Source organism: Terrisporobacter glycolicus ATCC 14880 = DSM 1288, assembly GCF_036812735.1.
GTDB classification, from domain to species: domain Bacteria; phylum Bacillota; class Clostridia; order Peptostreptococcales; family Peptostreptococcaceae; genus Terrisporobacter; species Terrisporobacter glycolicus.
This window is the reverse complement of the sequence record NZ_CP117523.1, coordinates 3,696,864-3,720,307: the sequence shown is the minus strand read 5'-3', so window position 1 is coordinate 3,720,307 and position 23,444 is coordinate 3,696,864. Positions and strand designations below refer to the sequence as shown.

The window sequence follows — 23,444 nt, the reverse complement described above, 5'->3', positions numbered from 1 at the left end:
CGTATATAAGATTTTTCTCAATTGGTTGTAATTTTAATGAAATATGTTTAAAATTAGATTTGAAAGGAGATATTATGGATACAAAGAAAGACAGAGTATATAATATGTTAAAACGACTTGAAAATCTAAAATACAGATTAATTATGGATTCTTTATTGATAGGTATTATAGTAGGCTTAGTAATTGTAATACACAGAATGCTATTATTGAAAGTAAGCCCCCTATTTATAAATTTATACAATAAAGCTATAGAAGATATAATATTAATACCTATTCTATTTTTAATTTTAATTTTTCTAGGGTTTATAGTTGGTAAGATGGTAAAAAAAGAGCCTATGATAAGCGGTAGCGGTATTCCTCAAGTTGAGGGAATATTAACTAGAAACTTAAAACAAAATTGGTTTAAGGTATTGATTTATAAGTTTATGGGCGGATTAATTTGTTTAGGAGCAGGACTTTCTCTTGGAAGGGAAGGCCCATCGGTACAAATGGGAGCTTGTATTGGTGAGGGAATTTCTGAGAAAAGCAACAAATTAGAAAATGAAAAGAAGTATTTAATAACAAGTGGAGCAAGTGCAGGTCTTTCTGCAGCATTTAATGCACCCATATCAGGTGTGATGTTTTCTTTGGAGGAAACTCATAAAAACTTTTCACCATTGGTGCTAGTATCAGCAATGATAGCATCTTTAACTGCTGATTTTATTTCAAAAAATTTCTTTGGTATGGCACCATCTTTACATTTTTCAAAATTAAATTCTTTACCTTTAAAATATTATTGGGGTTTGATAATCCTTGGTATAATTATAGGTGTTAGTGGAGTTATATTCAGTAGTGGTCTCTTAAAAACTCAGGATCTATATAAAAAATTAAACACATCTGTAGAGATAAAATGTATTATTCCTTTTGTAATGACAGGAATAATAGGAATGTTATGTCCTATAGTTTTAGGTGGAGGCCATGATTTAATCATGACCTTAAAAGAAAGTCAATTTACTTTAATATTTTTATTTTCATTAATAATTATAAAATTCCTATTTACTTTTATTAGTTTTGGATCTGGAGTTCCAGGAGGTATATTTTTCCCACTACTAGTTTTAGGAGCTTTAGTAGGTAATTTTGTAGGGCTTATATATGTTAAATATTTAGGAATACCAGATGTCTATTTAGTAAACTTTATTGTTCTTGCAATGGCAGGTCATTTTGCTTCAATAGTAAAAGCACCTATTACAGCAATATTGCTAATTTCTGAGATGACAGGTTCATTAAATCATTTATTAGCTTTAGCAGTAGTTGTAATAGTTTCTCAATTAACTTCAGATATTTTAAATTCTGCGCCAATTTATGAAAGTTTATTGAGTAGAATCTTAGCTAAAGGAACTAATAAATATGAAGGTAGAGCAGGAAAGAAAACATTAATAGAAATAGTAGTACAAATATATAGTGATCTAGATAATAAACAAATAAAAGACATAGAATGGCCTGAGAATTGTTTAGTTGTATCAATACACAGAGGTGAAAAAGAAATTTTGCCTAGGGGAGATACAAAAATTTATGCAGGTGATTTATTAGTAGTAATGACAAACGAAGATAGTGCTTCATGTATGTTAGAAGATATATTAGAAATGGCATCTACAGTTTAATAAATAATTAAAAATTGAAATTAAGGAGTGATTTAGTGAATAATTTAATATTGATTAAATCACTCCTTTTTGAGTTGTGATTTAGTATGTTATAATTGATTGCGAATAAAGGATAATCGTAAATTGTAAGGGAGAATAGGTATGAATAAAAATATAAAATTACTTATAGCACTAAGTATTCCAATAATATTAGCATTATCTCAATGGGGATTAAGTTTTTCTACAGTGTTTATAGTTGTATCAACTTTACTTATATATTTACTAATAAGTGCTAGAAATATTGCTTATAAGAATAAATATATAAAAGTAATATACAAAATTTATAAAGCAGTAATGATATTATTTATAACATCATTTATTTTATTGCAAAGTGCAATCATCATAAATATGTATAAAACCCAGGATGTAAATTCTACAAATAGTATGAGTACGATGATAGTTTTAGGAGCTAAAGTAAATAAAGATGGTGTATCTAAGACTCTAAAACAAAGGCTAGACAAAGCAATGGAGTATTACAATCAAAATAAACATATAAATATAATTGTATCTGGTGGGCAAGGTAAAGACGAAGTAATGACGGAAGCATCAGCAATGAAAAATTATCTTGTAGAAAATGGAGTAGATGAAGATAATATAATATTAGAAAATAAAGCAACTACAACTTTAGAAAATATAATGTTTAGCAAAGATATAATGGAAGATTTAAATTTAGAAAATAAAGCTTTGATTGTTACTAGTGATTATCATTTATTTAGGGGAAGATTTATAGCTAGTATTCTAGGAATTGATAATGAAGGTCTATGTTCCACAAGTAGCTTATCAAGTAGGATATATTATATGATAAGAGAGTACTCAACCAGTATTATAGATTTTTATAGAAGTATAAAAATTAGCCTTATTAGTTAAATTAAAAAAGCTATATAGATAGCTGAAAACAGTCTAGTTATATAGCTTTTTATGTTAAATAATTTAAATATTACAAAGCTCTTTTTTTATTATAAAATTGCATAAGGAGTAAATATTTGAATTTAGAATATTATCATTAAACTTAAGAGGAATAATTTTCGATAAATTATAAAATAATATGGTATTTTTATCTTTATCTATACCTTTACTGATATTTATTTCCAGAGAAATATTATTATTTTGACATATTATAGAATAATTGTCGTTGTAAATTGAAATATTATTGTGTACTCCAGCGAAAATAAAATAATTCATACATAACTTTTTTGCATTTATTTTATAGTTTAAAGGAAAAATTTTAAGATTATAATTAATACCACTTAGTTCTATTAAATCCAATTTTTCTCCTACTAAATCTTTAATATTTACAAGTTTACTTAAATTATAAATATCTTCGTAATTATGTAAAAGAATAGTATCCATGATCTTATAATCTTTGTTTTTAACAAATTCTTTATATAATTTTACGCTTTCTCCACCATCTATAACATCATCTCTATGAATGCCAAAGTATGTTTCAACTGAGTTTAAACTACAATCCTCCAAACCTAGAGGAGATTTAAATGATTTAATGAATCTAAAGATATCAAAGTCATCTTCTTTATCTAAATTGAAATCAATATGGTGTTTTTTTAATCTGTAATTTACAAATCCTATGTCAAAACTTAGTCCATTATAAGTTACATGTCTTTTGAAACATTTAATATTATCAACAAAAGCCATAAGCAATTCTTTTTCTTCGTCTTCATTTTCTGCAAAAAATTGTTTAATAACAGTCTTATCTTGGCAATTATATAGAATACCGATTAAAATAACTTTGCAAAATTTTGGACTTAATCCAGTAGTTTCAATGTCGAATATAAAGGTGTTACTATTCATGTTTAATTTTTCATTTATCAATATTCTTTCTATGATTTTCATGGTATTTCTCCTTTTTTCAATTTTGTACTATAATAGACGTTGAATAAATTAATTTAATCATATATTAAATAGAAATGATAGTAAATGTAATTTTATAAATAAATAGACAAATACTTCAAGGTGGGAAAAGATGATTGATAAAGATAAATTAAACGAAAATCAAAGAAAAGCAGTGGAGCATGTTGATGGACCATGCATGGTGTTAGCTGGGCCTGGATCAGGTAAAACAAGAGTTATAACTTATAGAATCGCAAATATGATAGTGAATAATAATATTCCTCCAACAAGAATATTAGCAATAAGTTTCACAAAGAACTCTTCCATGGAAATGAGAAATAGAGCTCTTCAAATTTGCAAGGACAGCAGAATAAACAAAGTTACTTTTGGAACATTTCATGCTGTTTTTTATAAAATTTTAAGGTATTTTGGAAAATACGAGATGAATAGTATTCTTGATGAAAAAACAAAAAGAAATACGATTAAAGGGATACTTAAAAATTTAGAAGTAGAAAATGGCGAAGATGATGAAACAGTTGGACAAGTTATAAATGAGATTTCTTATGTTAAAAATGAGCTAATGGAAAAGCAAGATTTTGAATCAGAAATTTTAACAAAAGATGAATTTATAAATACTTACAATATGTACGAAGAATATAAGGAACAAGTTAAAAAAATAGACTTTGATGATATGTTGCTGAGAACTTATTATTTGTTGAATCAAAATAAACAGGCTTTAGACATGGTTAGACAAGTTTATAAATACATTTTAGTAGATGAGTTCCAGGATATAAATAGAGTGCAATTTGAAGTATTAAAGCTAATGTCAAATCCAAATAATAATATATTTGTTGTAGGAGATGAAGACCAAAGTATATATGGATTTAGAGGTTCTAGACCTGATTTTTTATTACAGTTTGAAGAGTATTTTAAAGGAACAGAAAAGATTTTATTAGACATTAATTACAGATCTAAAAAAGAAATAATTGACGTATCTAATAAATTAATAGAAAAAAACGTTAGTAGATATGATAAAACCATAAAATGTAATCAAGGAGAAGGTGCAATAGTAAATTATATTAAACCAAAGGATTCAGAAGATGAGGCAATTCAAATTGGGAAAGAAATTTTAGAAGAAATTAAAAAGGATTATGTAGAATATAGTGATTTTGCAGTGATCTACAGGACAAATATTCAATCTAGAGCACTTGTAGATGTATTCATGGACATGAGGATACCTTTTACCATAAAAGATTCAATAGTGACAATATACGATCACTGGGCAGCAAGAGATATATTGTCTTACTTAAAAATTGCTGTAAAAAAACACAACAATGAGGATTGGATAAGAATTATTAATAAGCCTTTTAGATATATATCCAGAGATAACTTAAATCAAATTAAGGAAGACAAAGACTTTGTAAATGCTTTAATAACAAAGTGCAATCTTCATCCAAAACAAGTGAAAACTATAAATGATTTAGATATTGATATAAGTTATTTAAAACATCAATGTCCACAAGATGCCATATCATATATAAGAACAACTTTAGATTATGATAAGTATATTTTAGATTATTGTATGAATAGAAAAATAAAGACAAATGGATTAATAGAAATTTTGAATGAGATAGAAAGTTCTGCATCTAACTTTGAAACTACTGAAGAATATTTAGAGCATATAGAAAAAGTTAAGGCAGAGTTGGAGCAAAATCAGTATAAAAAGGAATTAGATGGAGTAGTATTTACTACCATGCATAGTGCCAAGGGATTAGAATTCAGATATGTCTATATTATAGGAATTAATGAAGGAACGATTCCCCATGAGAAGTCTTACGATGTTGATGATGATGACAAAAAATCTGAGCAAATAGAAGAGGAAAGAAGGCTTATGTACGTAGGTATGACTCGTGCAGAAGAAAGCTTAACATTAAGTTCTCCCATAAATAAATATGGAAAAAAGGCTTATGAATCAAGATTTTTGAATGATATAAAGATACCAACAAATGAAGAGATGAAAAGTGTTAAAATTGGGGATAAACTTTATCACAAAAGTTTTGGAAATGGAAGAATTGTGGGTAAAGATGGGGATATAGTACAAGTTAAGTTCAAAAATGAAGAAAAAACTTTAGATTACAAACTATGTATGAGAAATAATATTATAAAGCAGCTATAAATAAAAACATAAACAAAAATTAAAAAATTCTGAAATTTATTATTGACAAAGGTAAATTATCTAACTATAATTTTATTAATAATTTGAAAAAAGAAAATTCTATGAAAAAGAGAGTAGCCTAAATGGAGTTACAGCGAATTAGGGAATGGTGTGAGCCTAATAATAAAGTTTAGAGTGAATAGAGCTTTGGAGAAGATTATCAGAACTTAAGTATGATAATAGGTAGCGCCTGCCTTAAGGGTTTGAGTGGATAGGTAAGTGCACTACCTATCAACAAGAGTGGTAACGCGGTTAATTCGTCTCTTAGTCATTATGACTAAGGGACTTTTTTAATTGTAAGGAAAATATATGTTATCTGTTCTGAGGATAACATATATTTTATAATCTATTAGTTTTAGCAAGGTAGTTAACTCAGCGGTAGCGAAGGAATCTCGTTGGCGACATGAAGTATAGCGCACACGCAGTGGCTTAAGCCAAGTGAATTTTTATTTTGGAAAATTGAAATTAATTATATAAAAATATAAAGGAGGATATTGAAATGAAAGGATTAAAGAAAATATTAGGATTAACGTTAGCTTCAATGATGACTATATCATTAGTAGGCTGTTCAAGTGGTGGAGATAAAGGAGATAAAACTGAAGCCACGGATAAACTTCAACAAATTAAGGATGCAGGAGTATTAAAAGTAGGAACAAGTGCTGAATACTCACCTTATGAATTCCATAAAGTTGTCGATGGAAAAGATAAAATAGTTGGATTCGATGATTTTATGGTTCAAGAAATGGCAAAAGATATGGGAGTAAAAGTTGAATATACAGATATGGATTTTGATGGATTATTAGGAGCTTTACAAGCGGATAAAGTTGATATAGTCTTAGCAGGAATGACTCCAGATGAAACTAGAAAGAAAAGTGTTGATTTTTCAGAAATATATTATACAAATAGCAATGTATGTATAGTATCAAAAGGAAAAGAAGACTCTATAAAAAATTCAGATGATTTAAAAAAATTAAAAGTGGGAGTTCAAAAAGGAACAACTCAAGCGGACTATGTTACTGGTGATTTAGGAATAACAGATGCCACACAATTAAAGAAAATGCCAGATTTAATGCTAGAGCTTCAAAATGGAAAAATAGATGTTATAGTTACAGGTAAAGCAGTAGCTGAAATAAATGTTAAAAATTATAAGAATATAGCTATAGGAAATTCAACTGTAGGTGATGAAGTTGCAGAAACTGCAGCAGCAGCTATTAAAAAATCAGATGATAAAGTTGATAATACTGCATTTTTAAAATCTGTAAATGATACAATAGCAAGATTAGATAAAGAAGGAAAAACGGATGAATATATGCAACAAGCTTTAGAACTAGCAAAATAATAGACAGTAATTAGGAGATGGTTATATGGATTTTAGTAAATTAAGTGGATACTATGGATTAATAGTCAAAGGAGCAGAGTATACTATATTAGTATCTATGGTCTCATTAATCATAGGTTTTATTCTTGGTTTATTGATTTGTCTAATGAAAATGTCTAAAGTTAAGATATTAAAATTTATATCAAGTGCATATGTTCAAATTCTTAGAGGTACACCGTTATTTGTGCAAATATATATTATTTATTATGGATTTCCGCAATTAGGATTTGACTTTCCTGATGTAGGTCCTATATCTTCTAAATTTATAGCGGGTGCATTTGCATTATCTATAAATTCAAGTGCTTATGTGGCTGAAATATTAAGATCAGGGATACAATCTGTTGATAAGGGACAAATGGAGGCTAGTAGATCACTAGGTCTAGGATATAAAGATACAATGAGGTTTATAATAGTTCCACAAGCTATAAAGAATGTATTGCCAGCCTTAGCAAATGAGTTTATTACATTAGTAAAAGAATCAGCAGTACTTTCTGTTATAGGAACTCAAGAGCTGATGTTTAAAGCGGGTATAGTAGTTACAGCAATTTATAGTCCAATGGAACCTTATTTAGTAGCAGCAGCTACATACCTTGTGATAACATCTGTATTATCTAAATTAGTAGGTATATTAGAGAAAAAGCTAGCTCAGTCAAACTAGAATAATATAAGGGAAAGTGATGATATGATAAAAATAAATAATTTGCATAAATATTTCGGAAATTTGCATGTGCTTAAAGGCATAGATTTACAAATTGATAAAGGTGAAATAGTTGCTATAGTAGGTCCCAGTGGATCAGGAAAAAGTACAGTACTTAGATGTATGAATTTACTTGAGGAACCTACTGAAGGTGAAATAATATTTGAAGGAAAAAATATAACAGGTGAGAAAGTTAATATTGATGAAGTAAGACAAAATATAGGAATGGTTTTTCAAAATTTCAACTTATTTCCTCATATGACTGTTTTAGATAATATAACTTTAGCCCCCATTAAAATAAAAAAAATAAGTAAAGAAGAGGCAAATGAAAAGGCTCAGATGCTGCTAAAAAGAGTAGGATTACTAGATAAAAAAGATGCATATCCATCCCAACTATCAGGTGGTCAAAAACAAAGAATCGCCATAGCTAGAGCTTTGGCAATGGAGCCTGACATGATGTTATTTGATGAGCCCACATCAGCACTGGATCCAGAAATGGTAAAAGAAGTTCTCGATGTTATAAAGGAGTTAGCTGATGAAGGAATGACCATGGCAATAGTCACTCATGAAATGGGATTTGCAAAAGAAGTAGCAGACAGAGTTATATTTGTAGATGGTGGAAAAATAATAGAAGAGAATACACCGGAAAATGTATTTAATAATCCTGTTAATGAAAGAACAAAAGAATTTTTAGCTAAAGTTTTATAAATACATTACAACAAAAAACTTCCAGAGATAATCTGGAAGTTTTTTATTGTAATAAAGAAGGTATATAATATTATCGTAATTTAATTGGATAATACTAAATTTTTTTATAAATTAAATAATCTTAATAATATATTCCTTTTTCGAAATAGTCTTTAAGCTCATCAAGATTATTAGTTTTACCTAATGCTAACATTAATTTGATTCTTGATTTATGTCCGTTCAGGTCACCAGCGAAGATACACCCTAAATTTCTTAAATCTCTTCCTGACCCTAAATACCCATAAGAATCATACACTCTACCAGTTGAACATCTAGAAGTTATAACAACAATAACTCCTTTTTCTCTGGCATACTTAACACCTTCATACATTAATGGAGGTACATTTCCTCTTCCCATTGCTTCTATTATGATACCTTTGTATCCCATATCTACAGCATGATTTATAAAAATGTAATCCATTCCTATTCCTGATTTGAATAGGGCAACTTTGGTCTCTACTTTATCAGTATCAATAAAAGTCCTAGATGCCACATTTTTAAATAGTAAAAGCTCGTTACTATCAACTATACCTAAAGAACCTTTACCAGGTGATTGGAAAGTATTTAGAGCCATAGTATCTGTTTTAGTTGCTTCAGACGCTAATAATACTTCGTTGTTTAATACAACAAGAACACCTTTATTTTTCGCATTTTCTGATATAGCAACACAAATAGCTGATGATAAGTTGTTTGATCCATCATATCCAAGTTCAGAACTACTTCTCATAGCTCCTGTAACTATAACAGGTTTTTCATGATCAATTATTAAATCTAAGAAATAAGCAGTTTCTTCTAAACTATCCGTACCATGAGTTATTACAACGCCACATATATCTTCTCTATCTAATAATTCTAAAATAGCAGATTTTAATTGAACTAGTTTTTCAGGTGTCATATGAGGTCCTGGAATTTCGTCAAAGTCTTTTATTTCAAAATCAGCAACATCTTTAACATTAGTTGCCATAGACATTATTTGTTCTCCTGATAAAGATGGTACATTTGCACCGATTTCTTTATCTATTGTCATAGATATAGTTCCACCAGTAAATAGGATACCTACCTTTTTTTTAGTAGACATAATATTACCTCCTTGAATTTAAATACTACTTTAATTATACCAAAAATATAAACTAAAAATTATTATTTTTAAAGAAATTTCAGTATTTTACTTTAAAATTAAACACAAAAAAAAGAGCCGGGGAAGCTCTTTTTTTTATTCTGATAAATTAAATCTAATTCGTCTTAGACATAATATATATCTATTCATAAAAAGGGGTATTTGAATAGAAACTTTAATTGGGTTATCAAGGGGATAACTACTTATATATAATAGCAATATTCGACAAAAAATGCAACATAATTTTACAAATTTTTTAGAAAATTTTTTTGATTATATTTATAGCCTAAAATGTTAATATAATTAATATGTATTTGTAAAACTTTATACTATAAGATTAAAAAATAGGTCTAAAAATGGTATAATAAAAAATGCTGATATTTTTGACGAATTAATTAAAGTACATAATTGATGGATATATTAATAAAAAAATATAATAGGACGGTGTAGTAAATGGAAATTTATTTAGATAATAGTGCAACTACAAAACCTTATGAAGAGGTAGTAGAAGAAATGGTGAAAGCTCTTACTACAGAATACGGGAATCCTTCTTCATTACATAAAAAAGGAATAGAAGTAGACAGAAAGATTAAAGAAATAAGACAAAATATATCTAGGAGTTTAGGTGCGAAGGATAAAGAAATATTTTTCACATCAGGAGGAACGGAGTCTAATAATACAATTATTAGAGGAGTTGCTTATAATTTTAGAAAAACAAAAAATCATATAATATCTACTAATATAGAGCATCCATCGGTACTAAGTACATTAGCTGATTTAGAAAAAGAAGGATTTGAAATAACACTATTAGAAGTTGATAAAAGTGGGAAAATAAGTGTAGAAGATGTAAAAAAGGCAATAAAGCCCTCTACTATATTAATTTCTACAATGCACGTTAACAATGAAATAGGAAGTATTCAACCAATTGAAGAAATAGGAAAATATCTAAAGACTTTAGAACAAAAAATATACTTCCATGTGGACTGTGTTCAGTCTTACACAAAGATCAAATTTAGACCAACTAAATATAATATTGATTTTATGACAGTAAGTGGCCATAAGTTCCACGGACCAAAAGGAATAGGATTTATGTATATTAAGGAAAATAGTAAACTAAAACCTATTATAACTGGTGGAGGCCAAGAATCTAGTGTGAGATCAGGAACTGAAAACGTGCCAGGAATTTATGGTTTAGGAAAAGCAGTAGAAATAATGAATAAAGATTTAGATAGTAAAATTAACAAAATACAAAATTTAAAAGTATTATTAAAAGAAGAAATATTAAAAAATATAGATGGTGTAAAAGTAAATTCGCCAGAAGATGGAGTTTGTCACATATTAAATGTTTCTTTTGAAAATATAAGAGGAGAAGTTTTACTTCACTTCTTAGAACAAAAAAATATTTTTGTGTCTACAGGCTCAGCATGTTCTTCTAAGAAGAAAGGAAGCCATGTACTAAATGCAATTAAGCTTAAACCAGAAGAAATAGAAGGTGCAGTAAGATTTAGTTTATCAGATTTTAATACAGAAGAAGAAATTTTAGAAACTGTAAAAGTATTGAAAGACTCAATACGTGACCTAAGAATGATAATAAAAAGACGATAATAAGAGGTGAAATATGTATAATTCAATTATAGTTAAGTACGGAGAAATAGGAGTAAAAGGAAAGAATAGATATATTTTTGAAAATAAATTAATAAAAAATATAAAAAATATGTTAAAGTCAATGGGCACATTTAATGTATACAAAGAATATGGAAGAGTATATGTTGATTTAGCTGATTATGAATTTGAAGAAGTTTGTGAAGAGGTTAAAAAGGTTTTTGGGGTAGTTGGAGTATGTCCAGCTGTGAAAGTTCTTAGAAATAATGACGAGGATGTAGAAGCAGCTTACGAAAAATTAAAGGAAACTGCTCTTATAGTTTTAGAAGATAAAATAGCAAGTGGAGCTAAAACATTTAAAGTAGAAAGTAGAAGAGGAGATAAATCGTTTAGATTAACTTCTCAAGATATGAGTATGGATATAGGTGGATATTTACTATCTAAAGTAGGAGATAGAATAACTGCAGAGATGCATAAGCCTGAAGTTAAAATTAAATGTGAACTTAGAGAAAGTAACGTAGTAGTTTACAGTGATACTGTCCCAGGTTATGGAGGACTTCCAATAGGAACTAATGGTAAAGCTATGTCTTTATTATCAGGGGGAATAGATTCACCAGTTGCTACATGGATGGTCGCGAAAAGAGGTATGGAAGTAGAAGCTATACATTTCCACACATATCCTTTCACAAGTGAAAAATCACAAGAGAAAGTAAAAGATTTAGCAAGAATATTAGCTAAATATGTTGGAAAAGTAAGACTTCACAAAATTAATTTACTTGAAATACAAAAAGCTGTAGGTTTGAATTGTAGAGATGAAGAAATGACTATAATCTCAAGAAGATTTATGATGAGAATAGCTGAAAGAGTTGGAGTTCAAAGAAATTGTGATGCTTTAATAACAGGAGAAAGTATAGGACAAGTTGCATCTCAAACTATACAAGGACTAACTTGTACAAACGCGTCTGTAAGCTTACCAGTGTTTAGACCGCTTATAGCTATGGACAAGACTGAAATAATAGATATAGCTAAGAAAATAGATACTTTTGAAACATCGATAATACCGGAAGAAGATTGTTGTTCAGTGTTTGCTCCTAAGAAGCCTGTAACTAAGCCTAGATTAGAGAGAATAGAGGATTCAGAAAAAGCGCTAGATGTTGAAAAGTTAATAGAAGATGCCATAGCTAATATGGAAGTGGAAGTTATAGAATTCTAAAAAAAGTAGTAATACTATATTATACTTTTCATGTAAAAAAAGTATACTGTAATAATGAAATGTATATGATAATATTAACTTATAAAACATTAATGAGTAGATGTTTTGGTATTTGGTATTTGGAAATAATATAAATTGGCCGAAAATATTTCCAAAATAATTGAAGTGTTTGTAGTGAAAAAAGTGGAGTGAATAGGGTACACTCCACTTTTTATTGTACAAAACACAATAAATAATGTAGTTATATTAAAAAAATAATAATAGAAATAAAAGTCTTAGATAATATTATATCTAAGGCTTTTTTATTTATAAATAAATTGACTTATAAGACTGTAAAAGGGAGAAGAATAGTGATTAATATTTTATGCATAGGAATAGGTGGATTCATAGGCGCTATTTTTAGATATTTAATATCAATTTATGCTTCAAAATTATTTTTATCTAAGATACCTATAGGCACGCTGATAGCAAATATTTTAGGTGGTTTATTAATAGGTTTTATTATGGAAATTAGTATAAAAACAGATTTGATATCACCACATTTGAAACTATTTTTAACAACAGGTTTTATGGGAGGATTAACTACATTTTCTACATTTAGCTATGAAACAATAGCTTTAATGGATGGAGGAAAATTTGTTTTGGCAATTCTTAATATAATTTTGAATTTATTTTTAAGTTTAGTTGGAGTATTAGTTGGTAAGTTTTTAATTTAAAAAAGAAGCCTTATAATAAGACTTCTTTCGTTATTTTATACAAATATTTATATAGTTAATATATTTATAGTATTAATTATTTTTTACTATTGAATACTTTAACACCGTGTTTTTCAATGATTTCAGCAGCTCTAGCCACATCATCAGCATTGGCATCTCTAACGTCTTTTAATTCATATTCAATACCCATGTTTTCCCATTTATGAACACCCATAGTATGATATGGTAAAATCTCTAATCTATCTATGTTATTTAGAGAAGCAGCGAACTCACCAATTTTAGATAAGTTTTCTTCACTATCTGTTATCCCAGGTACTAACACATGTCTTAACCAAATTGGTATATGTCGTTCATCTAAATGTTTTGCTAATTTTAAAGTTTTTTCTATACCAACACCAGTTAATTTTTTAGCTTCTTCTTCATCTATATGTTTTATATCAAGTAGTACTAAGTCAGTGTTATCAAGAACTTTCTCGATTTTTTCTATATCAACAAAACCAGAAGTATCTAAACAAGTATGAATATCTTTCTCTTTAGCTTTTGCAAATAATTCAGCAAGGAAATCTGCTTGTAAAGTAGCTTCACCACCAGATGCTGTTATTCCACCACCAGATGATTTCCAATAAGAAGAATATCTAGATACATTTTCTATTAATTCTTCTGCTGTATATTCAGTTCCACCTTTTGTATCCCAAGTATCTCTGTTATGGCAGTATTTACATCTTAATGGACATCCTTGGAAAAATAAGATACTTCTTATTCCGGGTCCGTCTACTGTTCCAAATGTTTCTATTGAATGGATTCTTCCTTTAGTCATATTGCACCTCGTAAAATTAATTATTAAAACTAAAAAAGATAAAGAATATGTATACAAAATTTAAAAATAAGAAGATTATAGATTAACTGCATAAATAAATCTATAAAATGAGAAGATTTCATATATTTTATATCTTGACTTTTTAAGTTTTGATTTTTCATGTTAATTTTCTAATTATTATTACCAAAAAAATTGATTTTTTGTAGTAAAAGGGTAAAATAAAAAGACTAAAATGAATTTAGTCTTTTTACTTGTATTTTATCAATTAAGCTTAAGCCATTTTTCCGTGGAATGTTCTGTTTATAACATCTAATTGTTGTTCTTTAGTTAATTTGATGAAGTTAACAGCGTATCCTGAAACTCTTATAGTTAATTGAGGATATTTTTCTGGATGTTCCATAGCATCTTCTAAAGTAGCTCTATCAAATACGTTAACGTTTAAGTGATGAGCTCCATCAGTGAAGTATCCGTCCATCATTGATGAAAGGTTAGTTACTCTTTCACTCATATCTTTTCCTAAAGCACCTGGTACTATAGAGAAAGTATTAGATATACCATCTTGAGAATGCTCGTATGGTAATTTAGCAACTGATGCTAATGAAGCTAAAGCTCCGTTAGTATCTCTTCCGTGCATTGGGTTTGCTCCTGGAGCGAATGGAGCACCAGCTCTTCTACCACATGGAGTGTTACCAGTTTTCTTACCGTAAACAACGTTTGAAGTTATTGTTAATATAGATTGAGTATGAACAGAATTTCTGTAAGTTTTGTTCTTTCTTATTTTGTTCATGAAATCTTCTACTAAGTATACAGCTATATCATCAACTCTATCATCGTTGTTTCCGTATTTTGGATAATCTCCTTCTATTTCGAAATCAACAGCTACACCAGCTTCGTTTCTTATAGTTCTAACTTTAGCATGTTTTATAGCAGATAATGAGTCAGCAGCAACTGATAAACCAGCTATACCACAAGCCATTGTTCTGAATACGTCTCTATCATGTAAAGCCATTTCTAATGCTTCATAAGAGTACTTATCATGCATGTAGTGGATAACATTTAATGTATTTACATATAAGTTTGCTAACCAATCAGTGAAAGGCTCAAATCTAGCCATTACTTCATCGTAATCTAAGTATTCTGAAGTTATTGGTTCGAATCTTGGTCCTACTTGAGCACCAGATTTTTCATCAACTCCACCGTTTATAGCGTATAATAAAGTTTTAGCTAAGTTTACTCTAGCTCCGAAGAATTGCATTTGTTTACCTATTCTCATTGCAGATACACAACATGCTATTCCGTAATCGTCTCCCCAGTAAGGTCTCATTAAGTCATCATTTTCGTATTGAACTGAACTTGTATCTATAGATACTTTAGAACAGAAATCTTTGAATCCTTGTGGGAAATCTTTTGACCAAAGTACAGTTAAGTTTGGTTCTGGAGAAGGTCCTATAGTGTAAAGAGTGTTTAAAACTCTGAATGAGTTTTTAGTAACTAATGTTCTACCATCTATACCTTGTCCACCTATTGATTCTGTTACCCAAGTTGGGTCACCAGAGAATAAATCATTGTATTCTGGAGTTCTTAAGAATTTAACCATTCTTAATTTCATTACGAAATGGTCCATTAATTCTTGAACTTCTTCTTCAGTTATAGTTCCAGCAGCTAAATCTCTTTCGAAGTATATATCTAAGAAAGTAGAAGTTCTACCTATTGACATAGCAGCACCATTTTGATCTTTTATAGCTGCTAAGTAACCGAAGTATAACCATTGTACAGCTTCTTTTGAGTTAGTAGCTGGCTTAGATAAGTCGAATCCGTAAGATTCACCCATTCTTTTTAATGCTTGTAAAGCTTTTATTTGATCAGATATTTCTTCTCTTAATCTGATTACATCTTCGTCCATGCAAGAAACTTCTAATGAGTCTTTTTGCGCCATTTTGTCTTCTATTAATCTATCAACACCGTATAGAGCAACTCTTCTGTAGTCACCTATTATTCTACCTCTTCCGTAAGCATCTGGAAGTCCTGTTATTATACCAGATCTTCTAGCAGCTCTCATTTCAGCAGTGTAAGCATCGAATACACCTTGGTTATGAGTTTTTCTGTATTTAGTGAATATTTCACTTACTTGTGGGTCACATTTGAATCCGTAAGCTTCACAAGAAGACTCAACCATTCTTATACCACCTTCAGGCATTATAGCTCTTTTTAAAGGTGCATCAGTTTGTAAACCTACAATAGTTTCTTTATCTTTATCTATATATCCAGGTGCGTAAGCATCTATTGCAGAAACAGTTTTAGTGTCAACATCAAGAGTTCCACCATTTTCTCTTTCTTTTTTGAATAATTCCATTGCCTCGTCCCATAATTGCTTAGTGTTTTCAGTAGCACCAGCTAAGAAAGAAGCGTCTCCCTCGTATGGAGTGTAGTTAGCTTGAATAAATCCTCTAACGTCTATTTCTTTAGTCCATCTTCCAGTTTTAAAACCTTGCCATGCGTTCATTAAGATATCCTCCTAAAAGTGATTATTACTATTTAATTTAATATAAATAATTAGTTAATTAATGTTGTAATTCAATAAGTAACAACAAATATATTCTAACATAAACACAGTATATTGTATACAAAAAATATATTGTGAAAATATTATGTCTTTATAATAAGACTTATATCTGACTTGTTATACTAAATAAATACCCGCTATTTAATGTATTAAACAGTCTTTTATAAAAATATTGGAAATTTTATTTTAATTCATTTAGTAAATACGTATAACCTTATTGGAAAAGTATATGTCTATTTATTAATATAGAAAGATTTTGGTGCATAAAGATTGAGTTTTTGAATAGCTATAAATATAGGGGGGGAATAGCATGACTTTAGTTATAATTTTATTTTTGATTGGATTTCTTTTAATCACTAAAGGTGCCGACATATTTATAGAGTGTACAGTAAAGATTGGGAAGAAGACTGGAATATCAGAGTTAATTTTGGGTGCAACTATAGTAAGTTTTGCAACTACATTACCAGAGTTAACAGTTTCTGTGTTTGCATCCATAGACAATCATACAACCATGAGCTTAGGGAATGCTGTAGGTTCTATTATATGTAATACAGGATTAATTTTAGGCTTAGTTGCATTTATTAGTCCGTTTAAAGTTGATAGAAAGATGTTTTTTTCTAAATCAGTTATTTTATTAATATCTGTAATAGCTTTAATGATTTTAGGGACTAATGGAACTATAACACAAGGAGATGGATTACTATTAATTGTATTACTTTCCGTTTATATGTACTCAAATATAAAAAGTGTATCGAGTAAAAATAAAGTTGGTGGCCTAAGTAATATGAGAGCTGATTCTTGTAATAATAGTAAGCCCAATAAACATGAAAGCTTAAAAATAGGCGCTTTATTTGTTCTCGGATTGATAATGATGGTCGTAGGTTCCAAATTGCTAGTAGATAATGGAGTAAAACTTGCTAGCTACATAGGAATTCCGCAAGGGGTAATCAGCTTAACTGTAATAGCTCTAGGTACATCGTTACCTGAACTAGTATCTTCATTAACTGCAATAAGAAAAAATCATCATGGAATATCAGTAGGGAATATATTAGGGGCTAATATATTAAATATTACTTCAGTTATAGGAATTTCTTCATTAATTAATGATTTGCCTATATTAGCGCAAAACATAAGGGTAGATTTTGTCTTTATGACAATTCTTTTATTAACTTTAATAATACCAACAATTAAAAGTAGCAAAATATATAGATTGCAGGGATTGGTATTACTAGGAACTTACATAATTTACATAGCTACAATATATTTTACATACTTAACATAAACAAAAATTTCATACATATTTATACTAAGGTTTTATTTAGATAATTACGAAAATAAGTGATTAACTGAATAGGACCTTTTTTTTAGGTAAAAATATAATTGCATAATATTGAAATAAACTATATAATAGAAAAGTTAATATTTATGATAACGGAAAGGAAATAAATAATTTATGAATATAATAAAATTTGAAGATTTACCAATAAGTGAAGAAATAAAAAGATCAGTAGCGGAACTAGGGTTTGAGGAGCCATCTCCAATTCAAGTTCAATCTATACCAGTAATCTTAACAGGAAAAGATGTTATAGGTCAAGCACAAACAGGAACAGGAAAGACGGCAGCTTTCTCTATACCAGTGTTAGACATGGTTGATCCTAATAAAAAAAATGTACAGGCAGTAGTATTATGTCCTACAAGAGAACTTGCAATTCAAGTTTCTAGCGAAATGAAAAAATTAGGTAAATATAAAAGTGGAATAAAGACACTTCCAGTTTACGGCGGACAACCAATAGACAGACAAATAAAATCATTAAAGAGCGGAGTACAAGTAGTAATAGGAACACCAGGACGTGTTATAGACCATATAAATCGTAGAACTTTAAAAATGGACGAAGTAAAAATGTTAGTTCTTGATGAAGCGGATGAAATGTTAGATATGGGATTCAGAGAGGATATTGAATTAATACTTGAGCAAACTCCAAGTGAAAGACAAACGACATTCTTCTCAGCAACAATGTCAAAAGAAATATTAGACTTAACTAAAAAATATCAAGATGATCCTCAATTAATAAAAATTGTAAGAAAAGAATTAACTGTACCAAATATAAAACAATACTATATAGAAACAAGAAGAGCTAATAAATTAGAAGTATTATGTAGATTAATAGATGTATATAATCCAAAATTATCAGTGGTATTCTGTAATACAAAAAGAGGTTCTGATGAGTTAGTTAGTGAATTACAAGCAAGAGGATACTTTGCAGATGCTCTTCACGGAGATTTAAAGCAAACGCAAAGAGATATAGTAATGGATAAATTCAGACAAGGTACAATAGATATACTTGTTGCTACAGATGTTGCAGCTAGAGGTATAGATGTGGATGATGTTGAAGCTGTATTTAACTATGACCTTCCACAAGATGAAGAATACTATGTACACAGAATTGGTAGAACTGGTCGTGCTGGTAGAGAAGGTATATCTTTCTCATTCGTATTTGGAAAAGAAGTAAGAAAAATGAAAGATATCGAAAGATATACAAAATCTAAATTAGTTAGACATGATATACCAACAATAGCTGACGTTGAAGAAAAGAAAGTAACTGCATTCTTCAAAGAAGTTAAAGAAACAATAAAAGAAAGTAACTTATCTAAGCAAACACAATGGCTAGAAAACCTTTGTGAAGAAGAAGGACTAGAAGTTATAGAAATAGCAGCAGCTCTTGTTAAACTTGCTTTAGGTGACGAAGACAAAGAAGAAATAGTAGAAGAAAAGTCAAGCTATAGAGATGATTCTGGAAGAAGAGGTCGTAAAGATAGAGATAGAGGAGATAGAAACGATAGAAAACGTAGTAGAAGTGCTGAAGCTGGAATGGTAAGATTATTTATCAATGTTGGTAAAAACCAAAGAGTACAAGCTAAAGATATCGTTGGAGCAATAGCTGGAGAAGCAGGAATTCCAGGTAAATTAGTTGGAACAATAGACATATATGATAAATATACATTTGTAGAAGTTCCAAAGGAAAATTCTAAAAAAGTATTAGATAAAATGAAAAATATAAAAATTAAAGGTAATAAAATTAATATAGAAAAAGCAAATTCAAGAAGAAAATAATATAAATGGAAGTAACTTGATTTAATAAATCAAGTTACTTTTTTTTGAATGTAAATATTGATAAATTTATAGCTTTAGTTATTAATATATGTGCAATATACAATACAAATGGTATGTATTTATGATATAATTTATATGAGATGTTAGTAGAATTATCATAATACGAAATCTTTTCTATTTGTATGTATACAGGGGTATACACACTTTAATGACATTAGAAGAAGGACGTTAAAATAGGAATTATCTATTCATTTTAAAATTCAATTCTATATGACATTACAAATTTAGTCATAAGTATTGTGGTAATTGTAATAACAAATTATTTTACTTATTTTAAATAAATATAACATTCTTATATTTGTTTAAATCTGATAGTTATTTAAATTAGAAAGATAGACTATATTAAATTAATGATAAATGGCAGTACAAGTAAATAAAAAATTATCATTTTTAATACCTCCATACACATGGATCACTTATTTATGTGTCTAGCTAGAATAGGAGGAAATTTATGGATAATAAATTTGATGTAAAAAAATTAATACAAATAAGTTTGTTAATAGCAATAGAGGTTATTTTAACAAGGTTCTGTTCTATACAAACACCAATAGTTAGAATAGGATTTGGGTTCTTACCAATTGCAATAATAGCAATGATGTATGGACCATTAAGTGCTGGTATAGCATATACAATAGGAGACCTTTTAGGAGTTGCATTATTTCCATCGGGAGCATTTTTCCCTGGATTTACATTGACAGCATTTTTAACAGGAGTAGTATACGGAGTATTTTTATATAATAAACCAAAAACATGGCCTAGAATAATAGGTGCAGTTTTAACTGTATGTCTTGTTTTAAATTTAGGATTAGACACTTATTGGCTATCTATAATGATGGGTAAAGGCTATTTAGCATTATTACCAACTCGTATAATGAAAGCTGCTCTTATGATACCAGTACAATCACTTATCATAGGAATCATATGGAAGAAGGTTGTTATAAAATTTGTGAAAGTATCACATGCTTAATTTTTTAATTATATTTTAAATGCAAACAATAGAGAATTAATTATATCAAATAATTCAGTAATAAATATAGTAGATAATTTACTTGAAAGTGGTATAGCTGCTAAGATTTATTAAGTAATGACGTAATCAGGATATAGTGTGTAGCAGAGCAACCACTGCGAATTTAGATAGGGTAAAATGGTTGTATAAAAAAATTCATACCAAAACCAGAATGGCTAGGACTGGAGAAAATGTCTATCGATTTTAAATTTAATAGCTTTAGTGTAAGTAACAAGTGTCTAAGAGTATTTTTATATCTTTAGACACTTTTTTATTTGAAAAAATTAATAATTATAAGAATATAACAAGTAAATTATGGAAATATATAGTATATAGGTAATAATAGGTTGTTATGATGTTATGAGTATTATTAATATACATAATATAACAAAACTAGTTAAATTTCATTGAAGGATACAAAAGACTTTACTAGAATTGATTATTTGTAAATCTTTCATTAAGGAGGGAAATATATGATTAAATGTTATCTTGAAGATAAAATCTTATTAGTGGAAATTTTGTCTGCTGAACTTGATCACCATGTAGCTAGAGATGTTCGAGAAGAAGTAGATTCAATTTTAATGAAGAAGCAAATTGATTATATAATATTTGATTTTCAATATGTAAACTTTATGGATTCTTCTGGAATAGGAGTAATAATTGGAAGATATAAAAAAATAGTCAACCATGGTGGTAAAGTATCTGTTATAAATATGAATTCTAGAGTGAGAAAATTATTCAACTTATCTGGAATGAGCAAAATTATTAATATTTACGATACCTTTGAAGATGCAATAAATTCTTAATTAAAAGGGGGAACTTTTAGGATGAGTAATATTTTGGAGGTTAAGTTTTCTGCAAAATCAGAAAATGAAAGTTTATCTAGGGTAATTGTTGCATCTTTTGCAGCAAAATTAGATCCAACAATAGAAGAACTGTCAGATATCAAAACTGCGGTATCAGAAGCAGTAACAAACGCCATTATACATGGATATGATGAAGATGATTCAAAATTTGTTTACCTAAGATGTGAAATCGAAGATAGAGCAATAAAAGTAGTTGTAGAAGATAGAGGAAATGGTATAGAAGATGTAGAGGAAGCAATGCAACCTATGTACACATCTAAGCCTGAACTTGAAAGATCAGGTATGGGATTTTCATTTATGGAAAGTTTTATGGATAGCTTAGATGTGGTTTCTATAAAGGGAGAAGGAACTAAGGTAGTAATGACTAAAACTATAGAATTACCTAAATAAAGTCAAAAAAGGATAGAGGTTTGAATATGAGTGTAGTTGCTAAAAAAGAAGAAAAAAGACACTTACTTAGTCATGAAGAAACCTTAGAATTACTAGAGAAAGCTCAAAATGGTGACGAAGAAGCTAAGGAAGTGCTCATATCAAACAACTTGGGATTAGTCAGAAGCGTTGTATCTAAATTTTCTAATATAGGATATGAGAGAGATGACTTATATCAATTAGGTTCTATAGGACTAATAAAAGCTATATATAAGTTTGATCCAACATTTAATGTTAAGTTTTCTACATATGCTGTACCAATGATTCTTGGAGAGATAAAAAGATACCTTAGAGATGATGGAATGGTGAAAGTATCTAGATCACTTAAACAATTAGCAATAAAAGCAAAAGCTCAGGGAGAAGCTTTAACAAAAAAATTTGGTAGAGAGCCAACAGTTGAGGAAATTGCAAAAGAATTAGAAGTAGAAAAAGAAGATTTAGTAATGGCAATGGAGGCAAATTTCTCTGTAGAATATTTACATGGAGTAATACATGAAGAAGAAGGTTCTCCCATTTGTTTAATAGATAAAATTAGTTTAAAAGAAGAAAATAACGAAGAAAAAGTAGTAGATAATATATTATTAAAAGAAGTATTAGGAAAACTAGAAAAAAGAGAAAGACAGATAATTATGCTTAGATATTTTGAAGATAAAACTCAAAGTGAAATTGGAGAAATCTTAAAAATATCTCAAGTTCAAGTATCAAGGATAGAGAAAAAAGTTTTATTAAAATTAAAATCTTATATAAGTTAATTTAAGTACAAAAAAGTTCCTTTGAAAAATCAAAGGAACTTTTTTTAGTTATAGAAAAATTTTGTTTATTTTTTACGTTTCTTCAAATAATAAATATATATTGCATTTAATTCTTTATAAAAATTGGAGGTAAAAATATATGCCTGATAAGCAACCAGATAAAAATGAATATAAACAATATGTAGAAAAAATGAGTCCTAAGCCAGCTTATTTAAAAAACTGTATAATGGCTTTTTTAGTAGGAGGACTAATTTGTTGTATAGGACAGGGAATTAATGATGTTTATATGAAAATCATTAATTTAGATGAACTAGCAGCAGCTTCTGCCACATCAATGACATTAATCTTTTTAGGAGCATTTCTTACAGGTTTAGGAGTTTATGACCTTATAGGGAAAAGAGCAGGAGCAGGATCAATTATTCCTATAACAGGTTTTGCAAATTCAATTGTATCTCCAGCTATGGAGTTCAAGAAAGAAGGATATGTAACCGGAGTAGGAGCAAATTTATTTAAAATAGCAGGGCCAGTTTTAGTGTATGGTATTTCATCATCCATAATATGCGGTCTACTATATTACTTTATCAAATTAGTTTTTTAATAAATTGGAAATTAACATTTAAGGATGTGAAA

General features: G+C 28.8%; 20 protein-coding genes and 1 other annotated feature. Of the genes, 16 read left to right on the top strand and 4 right to left on the bottom strand.

Annotated features, from left to right (window positions below; translation table 11 throughout):
• Positions 1 to 74: 74 nt before the first annotated feature.
• The gene (locus TEGL_RS18125) at positions 75 to 1,640 is read left to right on the top strand and encodes a ClC family H(+)/Cl(-) exchange transporter (RefSeq protein WP_018592080.1); all 1,566 of its coding nucleotides are present in this window, start codon (positions 75 to 77) and stop codon (positions 1,638 to 1,640) included.
• Between the two features lie 141 nt (positions 1,641 to 1,781).
• Positions 1,782 to 2,546: a YdcF family protein gene (locus TEGL_RS18120; RefSeq protein WP_018592081.1), complete on the top strand. Its 765-nt coding sequence runs from the start codon at positions 1,782 to 1,784 to the stop codon at positions 2,544 to 2,546.
• Positions 2,547 to 2,609: 63 nt separating this feature from the next.
• Here TEGL_RS18120 and TEGL_RS18115 read toward each other — a convergent pair whose 3' ends face one another.
• The gene (locus TEGL_RS18115) at positions 2,610 to 3,527 is read right to left on the bottom strand and encodes a ribonuclease H-like domain-containing protein (RefSeq protein WP_018592082.1); all 918 of its coding nucleotides are present in this window, start codon (positions 3,525 to 3,527) and stop codon (positions 2,610 to 2,612) included.
• 130 nt (positions 3,528 to 3,657) lie between these two features.
• Between TEGL_RS18115 and TEGL_RS18110 the strand changes: the two genes are divergently transcribed.
• The 4 genes from TEGL_RS18110 to TEGL_RS18095 all read left to right on the top strand — a co-directional run bounded on the left by TEGL_RS18110 (position 3,658) and on the right by TEGL_RS18095 (position 8,522).
• Positions 3,658 to 5,700, top strand: coding sequence for an ATP-dependent helicase (locus TEGL_RS18110; RefSeq protein ID WP_018592083.1), 2,043 nt, complete (start codon positions 3,658 to 3,660; stop codon positions 5,698 to 5,700).
• A 92-nt stretch (positions 5,701 to 5,792) separates the two neighbouring features.
• Positions 5,793 to 6,007 (top strand) — a binding site (T-box leader).
• Positions 6,008 to 6,238: 231 nt separating this feature from the next.
• Positions 6,239 to 7,078, top strand: a complete 840-nt coding sequence (locus tag TEGL_RS18105; protein WP_018592084.1) for a transporter substrate-binding domain-containing protein — start codon at positions 6,239 to 6,241, stop codon at positions 7,076 to 7,078.
• 25 nt (positions 7,079 to 7,103) lie between these two features.
• On the top strand, positions 7,104 to 7,775 hold the full coding sequence (locus TEGL_RS18100) for an amino acid ABC transporter permease (protein ID WP_018592085.1): 672 nt from the start codon (positions 7,104 to 7,106) through the stop codon (positions 7,773 to 7,775).
• A 24-nt stretch (positions 7,776 to 7,799) separates the two neighbouring features.
• On the top strand, positions 7,800 to 8,522 hold the full coding sequence (locus TEGL_RS18095) for an amino acid ABC transporter ATP-binding protein (protein WP_018592086.1): 723 nt from the start codon (positions 7,800 to 7,802) through the stop codon (positions 8,520 to 8,522).
• A gap of 121 nt (positions 8,523 to 8,643) precedes the next feature.
• On the opposite strand, the gene TEGL_RS18090 is transcribed toward TEGL_RS18095, so the two are convergent.
• The gene (locus TEGL_RS18090) at positions 8,644 to 9,639 is read right to left on the bottom strand and encodes an asparaginase (protein ID WP_018592087.1); all 996 of its coding nucleotides are present in this window, start codon (positions 9,637 to 9,639) and stop codon (positions 8,644 to 8,646) included.
• 492 nt (positions 9,640 to 10,131) lie between these two features.
• Between TEGL_RS18090 and TEGL_RS18085 the strand changes: the two genes are divergently transcribed.
• The 3 genes from TEGL_RS18085 to crcB all read left to right on the top strand — a co-directional run bounded on the left by TEGL_RS18085 (position 10,132) and on the right by crcB (position 13,209).
• Complete coding sequence (locus tag TEGL_RS18085; RefSeq protein WP_018592088.1) at positions 10,132 to 11,283, top strand: cysteine desulfurase family protein; 1,152 nt, start codon at positions 10,132 to 10,134, stop codon at positions 11,281 to 11,283.
• 13 nt (positions 11,284 to 11,296) lie between these two features.
• The gene (thiI, locus tag TEGL_RS18080) at positions 11,297 to 12,493 is read left to right on the top strand and encodes a tRNA uracil 4-sulfurtransferase ThiI (RefSeq protein ID WP_018592089.1); all 1,197 of its coding nucleotides are present in this window, start codon (positions 11,297 to 11,299) and stop codon (positions 12,491 to 12,493) included.
• 350 nt (positions 12,494 to 12,843) lie between these two features.
• Positions 12,844 to 13,209, top strand: coding sequence for a fluoride efflux transporter CrcB (crcB, locus tag TEGL_RS18075; protein ID WP_018592090.1), 366 nt, complete (start codon positions 12,844 to 12,846; stop codon positions 13,207 to 13,209).
• Between the two features lie 76 nt (positions 13,210 to 13,285).
• Here the strand turns inward: crcB and pflA are convergent, their stop codons facing one another.
• Both pflA and pflB read right to left on the bottom strand, forming a co-directional pair.
• A complete protein-coding gene (gene pflA, locus TEGL_RS18070; RefSeq protein ID WP_018592091.1) occupies positions 13,286 to 14,026 on the bottom strand; it encodes a pyruvate formate-lyase-activating protein in 741 nt (246 codons plus the stop codon).
• A gap of 271 nt (positions 14,027 to 14,297) precedes the next feature.
• The gene (gene pflB / locus TEGL_RS18065) at positions 14,298 to 16,529 is read right to left on the bottom strand and encodes a formate C-acetyltransferase (RefSeq protein ID WP_018592092.1); all 2,232 of its coding nucleotides are present in this window, start codon (positions 16,527 to 16,529) and stop codon (positions 14,298 to 14,300) included.
• A gap of 370 nt (positions 16,530 to 16,899) precedes the next feature.
• On the opposite strand from pflB, the gene TEGL_RS18060 reads away from it, so the two are divergent.
• The 7 genes from TEGL_RS18060 (at position 16,900) to spoVAC (ending at position 23,412) form a co-directional block, all read left to right on the top strand.
• Positions 16,900 to 17,871 (top strand): calcium/sodium antiporter, encoded by a 972-nt coding sequence (locus TEGL_RS18060; protein WP_018592093.1) that lies wholly within the window; start codon positions 16,900 to 16,902, stop codon positions 17,869 to 17,871.
• A 171-nt stretch (positions 17,872 to 18,042) separates the two neighbouring features.
• Positions 18,043 to 19,701: a DEAD/DEAH box helicase gene (locus TEGL_RS18055; RefSeq protein WP_018592094.1), complete on the top strand. Its 1,659-nt coding sequence runs from the start codon at positions 18,043 to 18,045 to the stop codon at positions 19,699 to 19,701.
• A gap of 511 nt (positions 19,702 to 20,212) precedes the next feature.
• Positions 20,213 to 20,728, top strand: a complete 516-nt coding sequence (locus tag TEGL_RS18050; RefSeq protein ID WP_018592095.1) for a folate family ECF transporter S component — start codon at positions 20,213 to 20,215, stop codon at positions 20,726 to 20,728.
• A gap of 512 nt (positions 20,729 to 21,240) precedes the next feature.
• Entirely contained in the window at positions 21,241 to 21,573 is a 333-nt protein-coding gene (gene spoIIAA / locus TEGL_RS18045; RefSeq protein WP_018592096.1) for an anti-sigma F factor antagonist, read from the top strand.
• 21 nt (positions 21,574 to 21,594) lie between these two features.
• Positions 21,595 to 22,023 carry an anti-sigma F factor gene (gene spoIIAB, locus TEGL_RS18040; protein WP_018592097.1) on the top strand — a complete coding sequence of 143 codons (429 nt, stop codon included), beginning with the start codon at positions 21,595 to 21,597 and terminating at the stop codon, positions 22,021 to 22,023.
• Positions 22,024 to 22,049: 26 nt separating this feature from the next.
• Positions 22,050 to 22,814, top strand: coding sequence for an RNA polymerase sporulation sigma factor SigF (gene sigF / locus TEGL_RS18035; protein ID WP_018592098.1), 765 nt, complete (start codon positions 22,050 to 22,052; stop codon positions 22,812 to 22,814).
• 139 nt (positions 22,815 to 22,953) lie between these two features.
• Entirely contained in the window at positions 22,954 to 23,412 is a 459-nt protein-coding gene (gene spoVAC / locus TEGL_RS18030) for a stage V sporulation protein AC (RefSeq protein WP_018592099.1), read from the top strand.
• Positions 23,413 to 23,444: the final 32 nt, after the last annotated feature.

Coding starts and splice junctions, on each gene's coding strand:
- TEGL_RS18105 (WP_018592084.1), top strand. CDS start 6,239: ATGAAAGGATTAAAGAAAATATTAGGATTAACGTTAGCTTCAATGATG.
- pflA (WP_018592091.1), bottom strand. CDS start 14,026: ATGACTAAAGGAAGAATCCATTCAATAGAAACATTTGGAACAGTAGAC.
- TEGL_RS18120 (WP_018592081.1), top strand. CDS start 1,782: ATGAATAAAAATATAAAATTACTTATAGCACTAAGTATTCCAATAATA.
- TEGL_RS18110 (WP_018592083.1), top strand. CDS start 3,658: ATGATTGATAAAGATAAATTAAACGAAAATCAAAGAAAAGCAGTGGAG.
- sigF (WP_018592098.1), top strand. CDS start 22,050: ATGAGTGTAGTTGCTAAAAAAGAAGAAAAAAGACACTTACTTAGTCAT.
- pflB (WP_018592092.1), bottom strand. CDS start 16,529: ATGAACGCATGGCAAGGTTTTAAAACTGGAAGATGGACTAAAGAAATA.
- TEGL_RS18125 (WP_018592080.1), top strand. CDS start 75: ATGGATACAAAGAAAGACAGAGTATATAATATGTTAAAACGACTTGAA.
- TEGL_RS18095 (WP_018592086.1), top strand. CDS start 7,800: ATGATAAAAATAAATAATTTGCATAAATATTTCGGAAATTTGCATGTG.
- TEGL_RS18115 (WP_018592082.1), bottom strand. CDS start 3,527: ATGAAAATCATAGAAAGAATATTGATAAATGAAAAATTAAACATGAAT.
- thiI (WP_018592089.1), top strand. CDS start 11,297: ATGTATAATTCAATTATAGTTAAGTACGGAGAAATAGGAGTAAAAGGA.
- spoIIAB (WP_018592097.1), top strand. CDS start 21,595: ATGAGTAATATTTTGGAGGTTAAGTTTTCTGCAAAATCAGAAAATGAA.
- TEGL_RS18100 (WP_018592085.1), top strand. CDS start 7,104: ATGGATTTTAGTAAATTAAGTGGATACTATGGATTAATAGTCAAAGGA.
- TEGL_RS18060 (WP_018592093.1), top strand. CDS start 16,900: ATGACTTTAGTTATAATTTTATTTTTGATTGGATTTCTTTTAATCACT.
- TEGL_RS18050 (WP_018592095.1), top strand. CDS start 20,213: ATGGATAATAAATTTGATGTAAAAAAATTAATACAAATAAGTTTGTTA.
- spoVAC (WP_018592099.1), top strand. CDS start 22,954: ATGCCTGATAAGCAACCAGATAAAAATGAATATAAACAATATGTAGAA.
- TEGL_RS18085 (WP_018592088.1), top strand. CDS start 10,132: ATGGAAATTTATTTAGATAATAGTGCAACTACAAAACCTTATGAAGAG.
- TEGL_RS18090 (WP_018592087.1), bottom strand. CDS start 9,639: ATGTCTACTAAAAAAAAGGTAGGTATCCTATTTACTGGTGGAACTATA.
- TEGL_RS18055 (WP_018592094.1), top strand. CDS start 18,043: ATGAATATAATAAAATTTGAAGATTTACCAATAAGTGAAGAAATAAAA.
- spoIIAA (WP_018592096.1), top strand. CDS start 21,241: ATGATTAAATGTTATCTTGAAGATAAAATCTTATTAGTGGAAATTTTG.